The organism is Microbacterium paraoxydans (assembly GCF_019056515.1).
GTDB lineage: Bacteria > Actinomycetota > Actinomycetes > Actinomycetales > Microbacteriaceae > Microbacterium.
Window position 1 is genome coordinate 785,249 of record NZ_CP064873.1, and the last position, 12,878, is coordinate 798,126.

The 12,878-nt window shown below is 71.2% G+C and carries 17 protein-coding genes and 3 tRNA genes; 17 read left to right on the forward strand and 3 right to left on the reverse strand.

From position 1 onward, the window contains the following. Positions 1-47: 47 nt before the first annotated feature. The 10 genes from IZR02_RS03650 (at position 48) to IZR02_RS03695 (ending at position 6,773) form a co-directional block, all read left to right on the forward strand. On the forward strand, positions 48-977 hold the full coding sequence (locus tag IZR02_RS03650) for a PfkB family carbohydrate kinase (protein ID WP_025104409.1): 930 nt from the start codon (positions 48-50) through the stop codon (positions 975-977). 86 nt (positions 978-1,063) lie between these two features. Next, positions 1,064-1,148, forward strand: a tRNA-Tyr gene (locus IZR02_RS03655). A 72-nt stretch (positions 1,149-1,220) separates the two neighbouring features. Continuing rightward, a complete protein-coding gene (locus tag IZR02_RS03660; RefSeq protein ID WP_217316568.1) occupies positions 1,221-1,712 on the forward strand; it encodes an FBP domain-containing protein in 492 nt (163 codons plus the stop codon). Positions 1,713-1,757: 45 nt separating this feature from the next. Beyond that, complete coding sequence (locus tag IZR02_RS03665) at positions 1,758-2,558, forward strand: enoyl-CoA hydratase/isomerase family protein (protein ID WP_025104407.1); 801 nt, start codon at positions 1,758-1,760, stop codon at positions 2,556-2,558. Positions 2,559-2,674: 116 nt separating this feature from the next. Further along, positions 2,675-3,658, forward strand: coding sequence for a hypothetical protein (locus tag IZR02_RS03670; RefSeq protein ID WP_217316569.1), 984 nt, complete (start codon positions 2,675-2,677; stop codon positions 3,656-3,658). Between the two features lie 51 nt (positions 3,659-3,709). Further along, entirely contained in the window at positions 3,710-4,504 is a 795-nt protein-coding gene (locus tag IZR02_RS03675) for an inositol monophosphatase family protein (protein WP_025104405.1), read from the forward strand. Between the two features lie 239 nt (positions 4,505-4,743). Further along, the gene (locus IZR02_RS03680) at positions 4,744-5,892 is read left to right on the forward strand and encodes a M23 family metallopeptidase (RefSeq protein WP_231729399.1); all 1,149 of its coding nucleotides are present in this window, start codon (positions 4,744-4,746) and stop codon (positions 5,890-5,892) included. Positions 5,893-5,960: 68 nt separating this feature from the next. Then, positions 5,961-6,032 (forward strand) — tRNA-Thr (locus IZR02_RS03685). Positions 6,033-6,064: 32 nt separating this feature from the next. Next, positions 6,065-6,138, forward strand: a tRNA-Met gene (locus IZR02_RS03690). Between the two features lie 155 nt (positions 6,139-6,293). Next, positions 6,294-6,773, forward strand: a complete 480-nt coding sequence (locus IZR02_RS03695) for a hypothetical protein (protein ID WP_025104403.1) — start codon at positions 6,294-6,296, stop codon at positions 6,771-6,773. Positions 6,774-6,782: 9 nt separating this feature from the next. Here IZR02_RS03695 and IZR02_RS03700 read toward each other — a convergent pair whose 3' ends face one another. Further along, positions 6,783-7,607, reverse strand: a complete 825-nt coding sequence (locus tag IZR02_RS03700; RefSeq protein ID WP_231729400.1) for a CPBP family intramembrane glutamic endopeptidase — start codon at positions 7,605-7,607, stop codon at positions 6,783-6,785. Between the two features lie 156 nt (positions 7,608-7,763). On the opposite strand from IZR02_RS03700, the gene IZR02_RS03705 reads away from it, so the two are divergent. Continuing rightward, positions 7,764-7,925: a hypothetical protein gene (locus IZR02_RS03705; protein WP_157524002.1), complete on the forward strand. Its 162-nt coding sequence runs from the start codon at positions 7,764-7,766 to the stop codon at positions 7,923-7,925. 6 nt (positions 7,926-7,931) lie between these two features. Here the strand turns inward: IZR02_RS03705 and IZR02_RS03710 are convergent, their stop codons facing one another. Then, positions 7,932-9,599: an MDR family MFS transporter gene (locus IZR02_RS03710; protein WP_025104401.1), complete on the reverse strand. Its 1,668-nt coding sequence runs from the start codon at positions 9,597-9,599 to the stop codon at positions 7,932-7,934. Further along, on the reverse strand, positions 9,599-10,210 hold the full coding sequence (locus IZR02_RS03715; protein ID WP_025104400.1) for a TetR family transcriptional regulator: 612 nt from the start codon (positions 10,208-10,210) through the stop codon (positions 9,599-9,601). Before IZR02_RS03715 ends, IZR02_RS03710 begins: the two co-directional genes overlap by 1 nt. Before the next feature lie 175 nt (positions 10,211-10,385). Between IZR02_RS03715 and IZR02_RS03720 the strand changes: the two genes are divergently transcribed. From IZR02_RS03720 to IZR02_RS03745, 6 genes are read left to right on the forward strand one after another with little or no spacing between them, the layout of a single operon-like run. Beyond that, positions 10,386-10,823, forward strand: coding sequence for an Asp23/Gls24 family envelope stress response protein (locus tag IZR02_RS03720; protein ID WP_025104399.1), 438 nt, complete (start codon positions 10,386-10,388; stop codon positions 10,821-10,823). After that, complete coding sequence (locus tag IZR02_RS03725) at positions 10,820-11,011, forward strand: DUF2273 domain-containing protein (protein WP_025104398.1); 192 nt, start codon at positions 10,820-10,822, stop codon at positions 11,009-11,011. The genes IZR02_RS03720 and IZR02_RS03725 overlap by 4 nt, the downstream gene beginning before the upstream one ends. Further along, positions 11,008-11,349 carry a hypothetical protein gene (locus IZR02_RS03730; RefSeq protein ID WP_029989602.1) on the forward strand — a complete coding sequence of 114 codons (342 nt, stop codon included), beginning with the start codon at positions 11,008-11,010 and terminating at the stop codon, positions 11,347-11,349. The genes IZR02_RS03725 and IZR02_RS03730 overlap by 4 nt, the downstream gene beginning before the upstream one ends. After that, on the forward strand, positions 11,346-11,912 hold the full coding sequence (locus IZR02_RS03735) for a hypothetical protein (protein ID WP_025104396.1): 567 nt from the start codon (positions 11,346-11,348) through the stop codon (positions 11,910-11,912). The genes IZR02_RS03730 and IZR02_RS03735 overlap by 4 nt, the downstream gene beginning before the upstream one ends. Next, positions 11,909-12,607 carry a hypothetical protein gene (locus tag IZR02_RS03740; protein WP_025104395.1) on the forward strand — a complete coding sequence of 233 codons (699 nt, stop codon included), beginning with the start codon at positions 11,909-11,911 and terminating at the stop codon, positions 12,605-12,607. Before IZR02_RS03735 ends, IZR02_RS03740 begins: the two co-directional genes overlap by 4 nt. Before the next feature lie 14 nt (positions 12,608-12,621). Then, a complete protein-coding gene (locus IZR02_RS03745) occupies positions 12,622-12,795 on the forward strand; it encodes a CsbD family protein (RefSeq protein ID WP_025104394.1) in 174 nt (57 codons plus the stop codon). The last annotated feature ends 83 nt before the right edge of the window (positions 12,796-12,878 follow it).

The following is a 12,878-nucleotide window of genomic DNA, read 5'->3' on the forward strand; positions in this document are numbered from 1 at the left end:
GTGTCATCTCCGAAGCTGTGACCGGGGCGGGGCGGTAGGGTCGGCGAGTGACCACTGAGACTTCCCCCGGCGGCGCGGCCGTCGTCATCGGAGACGCCCTGATCGACGAGATCCGGGATGAGGCCGGCGTCCGCGAGTTCGTCGGCGGAGCCGCCCTGAACGTCGCGGTGGGGCTGCGCCGGCTCGGAATCCCCACGACGCTCATCGCGATGGTGGGGGAGGACGTCGCCGGCGCGCACATCCGCGAGTATCTGGCCGATCACGGCGTGCGGCTGATCGCGAGCGCGGCACCGCACGGGTCGTCGCGGGCCGTCGTGACCCGGACCGCGAACGGCGAGCCGAGCTACGTCTTCAACCGCGCGGCCCAGGAGCGGACCGTCCGGTACTCCGACGAGGCGAAGGCTGCCATCGCCGGCGCGGACATCGTCGCGGTGAGCTGCTTCCCCTTCGATGTCCCGGCCGAGGTCGAGGCCCTCGCCGCCGCGGTGGAGGGCGCGCGGCTGGCGATCGACCCGAATCCCCGCACCGGGATGCTGTCCGACCGCGAGGAGTTCGTCCGCGGCTTCGAGCGGCTGGCCGCGCGGGCGGACCTGGTGAAGGTCGGCGCCGACGATGCCGACGTGCTCTATGACGGCGACCTCGACACCCTGCGCGCGCGGCTCCGGGGCCTCGGCGTCACGGCGGTGCTGGCGACGGCCGGAGCGGACGGCGCCGTGCTCGAATCGGACGCCGGGTCGGTCTCGGCCCCCATCTCGGCGCTGCCGGGTCGGGTGGTCGATACCGTGGGCGCGGGGGACGCGACGCTCGCCGCCGTCGCCGCCGGACTGGTGGACGGGGCCCCGAAGGCGGTCGAAGGATGGTCCGCCCTGCTCGAGCGCGCGATGGATGTGGCCGCCGCGACCTGCCGCGCCGAGGGCGGGCTGCTGCGCACACCGGAGTCGCTGGCCGCCGCCGACCGCGGCGTGCACGGGAGCTGACGCCTCGATTTCTCGCGCCCGCATCCGGCAGGTATGATTGTTCTTCGTGCCCCCGGTTGGCTGTTCAAGTCGGACGGGTGCGCTCTGGCGAGTTACCCAAGTGGCCAAAGGGATCTGACTGTAAATCAGCCGTCTTCGACTTCGGGGGTTCGAATCCCTCACTCGCCACCACGGAAGCCCCCGCTCGCGGGGGCTTCTCCCGTTCCCGGCCTCACCTCCGCGCCGAGTTCCTAGACTGGAGCGATGCGACCTCTCACCGAAGCCGACGTCCGGGCCTCGTTCGTGAACGCGGACGCCGACGAGCTGCGCGTCATAGAGATGCCGCACGACTTCCTCCTCGTGGACTGGGACTACCTCGACTTCTTCGCCTGGCGCGACCCGAGCGCCGGCAAGCGCGGCTACGTCCTCATCCCGCACGAGGGACGCGTGGTCGGCGTGGTGCTGCGGGCGTCGGAACCAGGGCGCGGGCGCTCGGGCATGTGCAACATCTGCCACACGATGCAGCCGGGCAACCAGGTGGCGCTGTTCGCGGCGCGACGCACGGGAGAGGCGGGGGAGCGCGGCGACTCGGTCGGCACCTACATCTGCGCCGATCTGTCCTGCCACGAGAACGTGCGCCTGGCGCATCCGCTCGCACCGAACGAGATCCGGGCGGCGGGACAGGTCGACTTCCGGCTCGATGGCACCCGGCGGCGGATGGAGCGGTTCGTGGCTCGCGTCTGGGAGGGCGCCTGAGCGCGACTAACCTGGAGGCATCCGCCTGTGCTCGAAGGAGAAGCCATGAGTGATGCCATCCTGTTCGCCGTCGACGAGGGGATGGCGCGGCTCACGCTCAACCGTCCGACCCGCCTCAACGCCTTCAACGCCGATCTGGCGTACGCCTGGCGGGATGCGACCGTCGAGGCGACGTCGCGCGACGACGTGCAGGCCATCCTCATCGACGCGGCGGGACCGGCGTTCTGCGCGGGCGGTGACGTGATCGACATGGCGACGACCATGGGGTCGTCCGGGGCGGAGATCACCGCGCTGGCGGAGGTCATCAACACGGGGATCCGCGCGCTCACGGAGTCGAGCGTCCCCGTGGTCGCCGCGGCGCACGGGACGACGGCCGGTGGCGGACTCGGCATCCTGCTCGCCACGGACTACGCGGTGGTGGGCTCGCGGTCGCAGCTCGGGAGCCTGTACGCGAACATCGGCCTCACGCCCGACCTCTCCGTGTCGGCGCAGCTCGCGCGGGCCGTGGGTCAGCGCCGTGCCCTCCAGCTCGTGCTGCAGGACCGGCTGCTCACGGCCGCGGAGGCTCTCGACTGGGGTCTGGTGGCCGAGGTCGTGGAGGGCGAGGACGGCAGGACGGAGGCCGACCGGGTCCGTGCGCGGGCCGAGGAGGTCGCGCGGTTCTGGCTCGCCGGTGCCGCCGACGCGTACGGGCAGGCCAAGCGGCTGGTGCGGTCGCAGCCGGAGCGCACCTTCGCCGAGCAGCTGAGCGAGGAGGCCCGGTCCATCGGCGCCGCCCTGGAGACCCCGGACGCACAGGCGCGGGTCGCGGCCTTCGCGGCGGCCTCCGCGAAGAAGGCCGGCTGACCCTTCCTCCCCAGACCTCGGTCGGTCCCCGATCTCCTTCGCACTCGAGGGAAGCCGGAACAAGCGGGCCCGCGCGTGGCAGGATGAAGGCATCGCCGCTCGACGAGAGGATCCCCATGTCCCATCCGGACACCGCCCGGCTGCAGCCGCAGGGTGACAAGAAGAACATGTCGCTGCTCATCAGGGGCTCGCTGTGGGTCGCGATCGGCGCCCTCATCGCCGCGGCTCTGGTCTGCGTCGTGTGGGTCCTGGTCGGTGATCAGAACGGCCTCATCGGTCGCGCCTTCCTCACGATCCTCCTGCTCGCCGCCTTCGCCGGGATCGCCATCCTCGAGGCGGGCCTCGCGCCGAACCGGCCGGACTGGCTCCAGCTCGCGAGCATGGTCTCCTGGGTCATCGCGCTCCTCGTCGGCCTCGTGAAGATCTGGCTCCCGGAAGACGGGCTCTACTTCGGCGCGGAGCGCTTCTTCCAGCTGCTGCTCGTGATCGGGATCCTGCAGCTCGCACTGCTCCATGTGCGGCTCTTCACCCGTGCCGCGCAGCGCCATGTCACGACCTTCACGAAGGTGATCCACATCGTGACGATCGTCTTCCTCGGCGCCCTCGTCGCCCTGCTGGTCTTCTTCCTCGCGTTCCCCAACACCTTCGACTACACCGAGCTGTACTGGCGCATCGTCGTCGCCCTCACGATCCTCGTCGCCGTCGGCACCACGCTCATTCCGCTGCTCAACGCCCTGTTCGCGCCGAAGAAGGCTCCTGCCGCCCGGCCGGTCGCCTCCGCGCCGTCCTGGCCGACCTACGCCGACGGGATCACGCCCCTCCCGGTCCTTCCGGACGGGAGCCCGGACTGGAATGCGTTCTACACGGGGTACCCCTCGACGGCTCCCCAGGCCCTGGGTCAGGCGCCCGCCGCGGGGTTCCCCGTGGCGACCCCGCCCCCTGGCGCCGACGGCTCCGGCCCTTCCGGACTTCGCGGCGCCTCCCGCTCCTGGCCCTGTGCCTCCCGCGCCCGACCTGCCGGCGCCGCCGCAGCCGGCGTCGCCCTCGTCGGCACCTGCGCAGCCGGCGCCGCCGCAGCCCGCTCCGCCCACCCAGGGTGAGCCCCCGGCCTTCCCGCCGCCGCCGCCCGCACCCTCGCACCCGGCGCTGTGATCGACGCTCTCGAGCTCAGCGCGCTGGCGACGGAGATCGCCGAGGAGGCGGGTGCGCTCGCCCGTACCCGACGCCGGGAGGGCGTCCGGCTCGCGGCGACCAAGTCGACGCTCGCCGACATCGTGACCGAGGCGGACCGCGAGGTGGAGGCGCTCATCCGCGAGCGACTGCGCGCGGCGCGGCCGGCGGACGGTTTCCTCGGCGAGGAGTCGGGGGCGGCCACCGGCGACAGCGGCATCACGTGGGTGGTCGACCCCATCGACGGCACGGTGAACTACGCCTACGGCATCCCCGCGTACAACGTGAGCATCGCGGCCGTCAGCGGCCCTCCGGAGCCCGACGCATGGGAGGCGCTGGCCGCCGCCGTGCACGCGCCCGCCATCGGCGAGACCTTCGCGGCCGCTCGCGGGCACGGTGCCTGGTCGGACGGCGTCCGGCTCGCGGTGACCGCGGTGACCGACGCCGGGGCACTCCTGGCGACCGGGTTCGGCTACGACCCGGCGACGCACGACGGCGACCTCGCGACGGTCCGCCGGGTGATGCCCATCGCCCGGGATCTCCGCCGTATGGGTTCGGCGGCCCTGGACCTGGCCTACGTGGCGGCGGGCCGACTGGACGGATACTTCGAGCGCGGCCTCAAACCGTGGGATCACGCGGCGGGTGCCCTGCTCGTCCAGGAAGCGGGTGGGCGCGTGAGCCGGATCGACCGGGAATCGCCGCGGCCCTTCCTGATCGCGGGTGGCGTGACCGTGCACGACCGACTCCGGGATATCCTCGATGAGGAAAAACCCTGACCGATCCATGGCTTTCACAGGAGGATCGGGGTAGTGTTTACCCGATCGTTACTTTCACCACCCGAAGGTGAGAGTTGTCATTGCGCCCCCGAGCATCACGAACGACCGAGAGATTAGCTTTGCCCTTCGAGAACCCCCAGGCTGCCGCTGCGCCCACGCGCCGGTCCAGCCGCCCTCGCACTGCGGCCTCCGAGGCCTCGGCGAGCGGGTCGACGGCACCCCTCGCTGACGCGGAGACCGTGATCGCCCTCGCTGCTGTCATCCCCCTGTCCCGTCGCGCCGCGCGTCAGCGCCAGGCCGAGGTGCCCCCGGTGCCGGTCGCACCCGAGGAGCCCTTCATCGCCGCGGCTGCACCCGCCATCGCCGATGTCCCCGCGGTGCCCGTCGTCGCCGAGATCGTCGAGAAGTCCGAAGACACGGTCCCGGTCGAGGACATCGCCCCGGCATCCGAGCCCTTCGTCGCCGAGGCTGACGCCGAGGGCGACGCCTTCGAGCGCGCCTCCCGCGCCTTCCGTGAGACCGGCTCCATCCCGACGCCGTCGGCGTCCCGCCGTTCGGCTTTCGTCGCGAACGCCGCATCGCAGACCGCGCCGAACATCGGCACCGCCGGCCTCGCGGCCGTCGGTCCTCGCCGCACCCGCCGCATCCGCAAGACCCTCGCCGCCGGTGCCACCGTCGGCGCGATGGGGCTCGCCGGACTCCTGGCCGTGTCCATGACCCTGCCCGCGGAGGCCGTCGCGGCCGCCCAGGGCGGATCGCTCGCCTCGACGTCCCTCGTCACGGCGGCTGCCGCCGATGCGGCAGGCTCGGCGGACGACGAGATCCAGGCCTTCGTCGCGCCGTCGGGCGTGCAGAACGAGCCGCTCTCGCGCGCCGACAACTTCAGCACGGTCTCGCTCGTCGAGGTCGCGGCCGAGCAGGGCATCAACTACTCCGGCGAGATCTTCACGAACGACCCGGACGCCGCCATCCAGTGGCCGTTCCTCGTCGGAGTGGGCATGAGCTACGGCTACGGCATGCGCAGCGGCCGCCTCCACGAGGGCATCGACTTCGTGCCGGGCAACGGTGCGCCCATCCAGGCGATCGCCGACGGCACCGTCCGCATCGCGACCGAGCAGGGCGCCGCCTACGGTGTCACGGTCTACATCGACCACGTCATCGACGGCTCGGTCATCACGAGCCACTACTCGCACATGCAGTACGGCTCGCTGCAGGTGAAGGCGGGCGACAAGGTCAAGGTCGGCGACATCGTCGGCAAGACCGGTAACACCGGCCGCTCCTACGGGGCGCACCTGCACTTCGAGCTCATCGTGAACGGGACGACCATCGACCCGATGCCGTGGCTCAAGAAGAACGCCGGACGCACGTCGCTCACCTCGGAGGAGTGACCGTCTCGATTTCATGAGGACGCCACAGTGATGGTATTCTCGTGTGGTTGCCCCGCGAGGGGCAGCACGCCCCGATAGCTCAGTGGCAGAGCACTTCCATGGTAAGGAAGGGGTCGTCAGTTCAATCCTGACTCGGGGCTCGGAGTTCGCATCTGCGATGCGGATGCCGTGCGGCAGGGTAGCTCAGTTGGTGAGAGCGCACGACTCATAATCGTGAGGTCGCGGGTTCAAGCCCCGCTCCTGCTACAGAATGAAACCCCCGGAACCTCCCGGGGGTTTTGTCGTCTCCGGCCTCCGTGCCGGGATACCGTCCTCACCCGCGCGGAGCGTCTTAGAGTGTGTGACGCGTCGGCCACCCAGCCGGCCACCGAGATGGCGGGCATCGAGGGACGAGGTCTGCCGTGTCTGCGCCCGATCGCCGTGCGAGCATCGTGTTCCGGGACGCCCGGCGCGCCCTGGAGGAAGCTGTCGCCGACGGGCGCGGTCATTGCCTCGGGCTGGAGACGCTCGCGCCGCAGGAGTCGTGGGACGTGCTGGTCGCCGAAGGGTACGGGCGCGCGTTGCTGACCGGCGCCCTCGCCGGGGCCCTCGCCGGGCTGCGGCGGCACGGCGTGACCGTCGCCGACGTGCTGAGCTGTCCTGCGGTCCCTCTCGGGGTCGAGCTCCGGCCGAGAAGCCTCCGGCTCGTCAGGGGATGGCTCGCGGACGGCGTGGCCGAGATGGACGATGCCGTCGTGTCGCGGACGATGGTGGCCGGTGTCGCCGACGACCTCATCGGTGCCTCCGATGCGGCCCTGGCCGTCGGCGACGCGCACCGGGTGGCCGTGCTGGTGTTCGCGATCGCGGCGGTCGGCACCCACGCCGTCTGGCGTGCGGGGTGACGCGCGCTGTCAGCGCTGAGGGGCGAAGGCGTCGGGTGCGGAGGTGCGGACGCGACCGCGGATGAAGATCATCAGCACGAGACCCACGACGACCACCACGATGTTCCCCAGAGCCGCGAACGCCGTCAGCCCACCCTCGGCGGGGTGCAGCGTCTGCAGGAAGATGCTCGGGTCGGTGCTTGCGTGCAGGAGGATCGGGGCGACGATGGTCCGGGTGACGCGGAGCGCGAGGTACATGCAGATGCCGAACGCGAACGTGTACACGAGCTGGAAGAGCGTCGCGAGGAGGTTCTGCCCGGTCAGAAGGTTGCCGGCGTGAAGAGCGGCGAAGATCGCCGCAGAGATCACCGCGACGACGAGCTCGCGCGCCCCCGCGTCCCGCATCATCTTCACGACGAGGCCGCGGGTGAGGACCTCTTCCGCGAAGCCGATGGCGAGTCCCGCGAGCAGCCAGGTCGCGACAACATCCAACCCGACGCTGCCATAGTCGATCGTGAGGAAGCGGAGGACGTTGAACAGCAGGACCGCGACGATCGCGATCCACATCCATCCCGCTCCCCGGATCGGCTGGCGCCCGAACACGGGGCGCCGCCACCCGACCGAGGCGATGAACCCGATGAGCAGGAGACCCCCGACGAGGATCGGAAGGACGTCGTAGACGAGGACGCCGGCTGCGCTGGCCGGGTCGTCGACCTGCGCGGCCAGCGGGAGGAAGGCGAGCGAGAACAGCTGATAGTGGCCGTAGTACACCGCCGCGAGCAGGAGGGCGCGCCACCAGCCTCCGCGATCCCAGAAGCGCCGCCAGGCGGAACGGTGCGGTGCGGCGTCGATCACGGGTGCTCCTCGAAGGGGGATGGCGGGCACCTCCAGTGTGACGGCTCCGCCCGCGCGGCGCGGGCGCCGGGCGGCGACACGCCGTGTCAACCCCCTCGGCCCCGGCAGCCCGCCCGCCCAGACTGGCCGTCCGGATCCCCAACGTCAGGAGGCGCCATGTCCGACACGTCGAACAGCCAGGACAACCAGGAGGAGATCGAAGCCATCGGCGTCGACCCCGACTTCGTCACCACTGATCACGACCCCGAGCCCGATGAGCTCCCGGCGACGGGCGGCGGGGAGGACGACGACGACGTCGACGTCGCCGACCTCCCCTAGTGCGGGCTACCTGCCTGTGGGCGCCGAGCCGGTCTCTCCCGGCTCGGCGTCCGTGCGTCCGGGATCGACGCGCCCGGCCGTGCGGAGCTCCGCCTCCAGACGCTCGGCCTCCTCGCCGCTGATCGCCTCACCGCGGGCCACGAGACCGGCCTGATCCGACAGCGGGATCTGCTTGAGGAACAGCGACAGGATGAGCGCGAGCGCGATGAAGGGCACGAGGTACCAGAACACCGGGGCGAGCGCGTCCGCGTACGCCGTGACGATGCCGTCGCGCACCTCGTCCGGCAGGCTGTTCAGCGTGGCGGGGTCGATCGTTGACGCGGCCTGGGACGCGGCCTCGGGGGATGCCCCGGCGCCGGCGAACACACCGAGGAGGTTCTCCGTCAGCCGCGTGGTGAAGATCGTGCCGAACACCGCGGTCCCCAGCGAGGCGCCGACCTCGCGGAAGTAGTTGTTCGTGCTCGTGGCGGTGCCGATCTCGCCTGCCGGGACGGCGTTCTGCACGACGAGCACGACGACCTGCATGATGAGGCCGAGCCCGGCGCCGAAGACGAACAGGAACGCGCAGATCAGCCAGATCGGCGTCTCCGCCGACAGAGTGGTCATGGCGACCATCGCGATGCCGGTGATGATGGTGCCGAGGATCGGGTAGATCTTGTACTTCCCGGTCTTCGAGATCGCGATGCCGGAGAAGATCGAGGTCCCCATGAGGCCCACCATCATCGGGATCATCAGCAGCCCCGACGCGGCGGCGGACGTTCCGGACGACATCTGCAGGAATGTCGGGACGAAGCCGATCGCCGCGAACATGCCGATGCCGAGGACGAGGCCGATCGCGGTGGCGTTCACGAAGATCGGGTTGCGGAAGAGGCTGAGCGGGATGATCGGGTCCTGCACGCGCGACTCGGTGATGACGAACGCCGTCGCCGACACCACGAGGCCGGCGCCCCAGGCCCAGGTCGCCAGGGAATCCCAGCCGAACGCGGCGTCGCCGCCGAAGTCGGTGAAGAAGATGAGGCACGTCGTGGCAGCGGACAGGAAGAGCACGCCGAGGATGTCGATCGGCTTCTCCGCCTTCTTGCTGGGGAGCTTCAGCGCTACGAGGGCGATGAGGAACGCCGCGATGCCGACCGGGATGTTGATGTAGAACGCCCACTGCCAGGTCATGTGGTCGACGAAGAAGCCGCCGAGGAGCGGTCCGGCGACCGCGGAGAGGCCGAACACCGCACCGAGCGGGCCCATGTACTTGCCGCGCTCGTTGGCCGGCACGATGTCGGCGATGATCGCCTGCGAGAGGATCATGAGCCCGCCGCCGCCGAGACCCTGGAGGGCGCGGAAGACGACGAACATCCAGAAGTCCGACGCGAAAGCGCAGCCGACCGAGGCGAGCGTGAACAGGGCGATGGCGACGAGGAACAGCGACCGCCTGCCCAGCACGTCGCCGAACTTGCCGTAGATCGGCATGACGATGGTGGTGGCGAGCAGGTAGGCCGTGGTGATCCACACCTGATGGTCGACGCCGCCGAGCTGGCCGACGATGGTGGGCATCGCGGTCGACACGATCGTGTGGTCGAGGCTCGCGAGCAGCATGCCCGCGATCAGGGCGCTGAAGATGATCCAGATGCGGCGCTTCGTCAGGAGGAAGGGCGCATCCGCGGTGGCGGTGGCGGACATCAGTGGGCTTTCTGTGAAGGGGAGTAGAGGTCGCGCGCGAGGCGCAGCCGGCGGGTGATGAGGTCGGCGAACGGTTCGGTGGAGTGGTGGTGCAGCAGCTGCTCCATGCACAGGCGCACGAGCGCGCCGACGGAGTGGACGAGCACCTCCGCGCGCAGCTCCGCGTCCGGCTCCGCGCCGATGCGGCGGGCCACGAGGGCGATGTCGCGGCGCTCGTGCTTCTCCTGCTGCTCGAAGGCGGCCCGCAGCAGCCGCGGCTCCTGCTCGATGACGGCGAACAGCTCCGCGGCGTGCTCGATGGGATCGAAGAGGGCGAACCGCTCGATGGTGAGCTGCACGAAGTCGTCCAGGAGATCGCCCTCGCGGTCGAGGAAGGCCGCTTCGAGCTCCTCCTGGCGGGAGTCGATGACGGCGAAGCCGAAGACCGCGTTCTCCTTGCTCTCGAAGTAGTTGAAGAACGTGCGCCGCGAGACCCCGGCGTCGGCGCACAGCTCCTCGACGGTGAAGCCCGCGAAGCCCCGCTCGGTGGTCAAGCGGCGCGCGGCTTCGGTGAGCGCGCGCGTGGTCCGACGCTTGCGCTGCTCCCGGGTGGACTCTGCACTGTTCTCCATAAAGTGCAACTTTGCACTCTGAACCTTGGAGTGCACTGAGAGGTGCTGCCGAGAGGCGAGCCGAAATTCGTTCGGAGAAGTTTGTGACATTCTGTGCTCCCCGACCGTCTTAGTGGTGTCGTGAGAACACGGCCCGCGCGGGAACCGCGTGGTCACACGGATGAAGGAGCTCGAGATGGCGAACGTGACTGGGGGCACCCAGCCCAAGGCTCAGGTCGTTCCGGCGTCGCAGGGGGCGGCGGGGAAGACCACGATCGAGGATGCGGTGGTCGCGAAGATCGCCGGCATCGCGGCACGAGAGGTGGACGGGGTCTACGCGCTCGGCGGCGGCGCCGCACGCATGATGGGCGCCATCCGCGACGCCCTCAACACGACCGACCTCGCGCAGGGGATCAGCGTCGAGGTGGGCGAGACGCAGGTGGCCGTCGACGTGACGATCGTGGCGGAGTACCCGGTGTCCCTGCAGAAGGTGGCCGACCAGGTGCGGGCCGCGATCCACCGGGCCATGGTGGAGCTGGTGGGCATGGAGGTCGCCGAGGTGAACGTGACCGTCAACGACGTGCACATCCCCTCCGAGGACGACGACGAGGCTCCGGAGGCGCGAGTCCAGTGAACGCCTCGGTGATCGGCGGAGCTGCGGCGACGGTGCTCGCGCTGACCTGGATCGTCTGGGGGTTCTGGGCGTTCCTGCTCGTCACCCTCGCGATGCTCGTCGGTGCGGTCGTCGGCCGCATCGTCGACGGTCGCCTGGACGTGCGGGCGCTCGCCGACGTGGTGCGCGGGCGGCGATCGTCCTCATGAGCGTCGCAGTGACGGACGGGCCGACGACCGTGGCGGGGGCCACGGTCGTCGAGGCCCGGGCGCTGCATCGGCTCGCGCTGGGGATCGTCCGCGATGTCGCCGGAGTCGGCGCGGGAGACGCGAGCGTCGACCTCGCCGACAGCCGCGGCGACCTGCGGGTCTCCGTGGCGGTCCCGGTCGTCCTGGGGAGCCGCGGGGGCGGTCCCGTGGCGGTCCGCGCCGACGCCGTGCGCGACGCGGTCGTCCGCGGCATGCGCGAGCTGGCGGCCCGCCGCGTGGGAGCGGTGGACGTGCGTTTCACCGGAGTCCGGCGTGAGGACGAGAGGAGAGTGGCATGACGGCGAACACGACGACGTCGCGGCGACTGCTTCGTCGAGAGGCGAGGGCGACGCGCCGGGGCCCGGCGATCGCGCTCGCGGTCGTCCTCGCGGTGCTCCTCCTCGCTCTGCTGGGCGCGATGGTCGCCGGGACTCTCGACGCGGGGTTCCGCGCGCAGGTCACCGGATGGCTCACGCCCGTCACGGCTTCCGCCGCGGCGCCTGCGGTGATGATCGCCGCCGGGGCCGTGCTCGTGGTCGTGGCGCTGCTCCTCCTCGGACTCGCCGTGCTTCCCGGTCGGCGGGCCCGTCGCACGCGGCTCGCCGCACGGGCCGCGCTCGTGATCGACGACGGGGTGCTCGCCGACGCCATCGCCGACGGCACCGCGCGCCGGATCGGCGTGCCACGCGGCCAGGTGCGCGTGACCGTCGGACGACGCACGGTGCTGATCCGGGTCACGCCCACGAGCGGGGTCCCGGTGGATGCGGCCGCCGCGGGAGACGCGGCCCTGCGCGTGCTGGACGAGACCGGATTCCGGCTCTCGCCGCGGGTGCAGGTGGCGCGGGAAGGAGTGATCGCATGACGTCGGCAGGGACCGTCGCGAACCGGATCGTCCTCCTCGGAGGAGCCGCGATGCTTCTGGGCGGGGGCGTCGTCCTCCTCGCTGCGGGACTGCGGGGCGCGGGGGCGCTTCCGGCCCCCGCCGAGGATGTGCTCGCCGAGGCCGACGGTGTCGTGGCGTGGTCGGGGGCCTGGGGCCTCGACATCCCCGGTGCGGGCTTCGTGCCGCTGTGGGCGCTCGCGGGGCTCGCCGCCGCGGTGCTGCTCGTCGTCCTCCTCCTCGCGTTCCTGCTCACCCGCAGGCCGCGGCGGGAGCGCACCCTTCTCCGGCTCGCCGGTGAGGGCGGCACGACCACCGTCGACCGGAGTGTGGCGGAGCAGCTGCTCGCAGCCCCCCTCGCCGATCGAGCGGACGTGCTGGCCGCCCGGGTGACGAGCCGGAAGGCCGGCCGCGAGATCGCTCTCGGCCTCGTGGTCACTCCACGCCCCGGCGCGGCCCTGGGGCAGGTGCTCGCCGCCGCCGATGCGGTCGTGCAGGAGTGGGACGCCGTCACCGGGACGCGGATGCCGGTCGTCGTGCACATCGCGGACCGCGGCTGGCGGGAACTCTTCCGCTCCCGGCAGCGGATGCGCCGTTCGCTGGTGGCCGGACAGAGCACGGCGGCGCGTGAGCCGCACAGCACACAGACATCGACCCCGACCGTCGGGGTCGTGTGAGGAAAGGAGGCGCCATGAGCGCGGAGGACAAGATCAAGGCCGCAGCCGAGAAGGTCGCAGGCAAGGCCAAGGAGGTCGTCGGCGAGGTCACGAACAACGACAAGCTCGTCGCCGAGGGCAAGGCCGAGCAGGCCAAGGGCGATGTCAGGAACGCGGCCGAGGATGTCAAGGACACGTTCACCAAGTGACGGAAGGGGAGGAGGCGCCCGGAGGGGCGTCTCCTCCGCCCGCGCGCAGAGGGTCGATCCGATCCGATGCGGCGCGGGCTCCG

Excerpts from the sequence above, each read along its gene's own strand:
- IZR02_RS03665 (WP_025104407.1), top strand. The coding sequence starts at position 1,758 with ATGAGTGATGCCATCCTGTTCGCCGTCGACGAGGGGATGGCGCGGCTC.
- IZR02_RS03710 (WP_025104401.1), bottom strand. The coding sequence starts at position 9,599 with ATGTCCGCCACCGCCACCGCGGATGCGCCCTTCCTCCTGACGAAGCGC.
- IZR02_RS03660 (WP_217316568.1), top strand. The coding sequence starts at position 1,221 with ATGCGACCTCTCACCGAAGCCGACGTCCGGGCCTCGTTCGTGAACGCG.
- IZR02_RS03705 (WP_157524002.1), top strand. The coding sequence starts at position 7,764 with ATGTCCGACACGTCGAACAGCCAGGACAACCAGGAGGAGATCGAAGCC.
- IZR02_RS03735 (WP_025104396.1), top strand. The coding sequence starts at position 11,346 with ATGACGGCGAACACGACGACGTCGCGGCGACTGCTTCGTCGAGAGGCG.
- IZR02_RS03715 (WP_025104400.1), bottom strand. The coding sequence starts at position 10,210 with ATGGAGAACAGTGCAGAGTCCACCCGGGAGCAGCGCAAGCGTCGGACC.
- IZR02_RS03720 (WP_025104399.1), top strand. The coding sequence starts at position 10,386 with ATGGCGAACGTGACTGGGGGCACCCAGCCCAAGGCTCAGGTCGTTCCG.
- IZR02_RS03730 (WP_029989602.1), top strand. The coding sequence starts at position 11,008 with ATGAGCGTCGCAGTGACGGACGGGCCGACGACCGTGGCGGGGGCCACG.
- IZR02_RS03745 (WP_025104394.1), top strand. The coding sequence starts at position 12,622 with ATGAGCGCGGAGGACAAGATCAAGGCCGCAGCCGAGAAGGTCGCAGGC.
- IZR02_RS03740 (WP_025104395.1), top strand. The coding sequence starts at position 11,909 with ATGACGTCGGCAGGGACCGTCGCGAACCGGATCGTCCTCCTCGGAGGA.
- IZR02_RS03670 (WP_217316569.1), top strand. The coding sequence starts at position 2,675 with ATGTCCCATCCGGACACCGCCCGGCTGCAGCCGCAGGGTGACAAGAAG.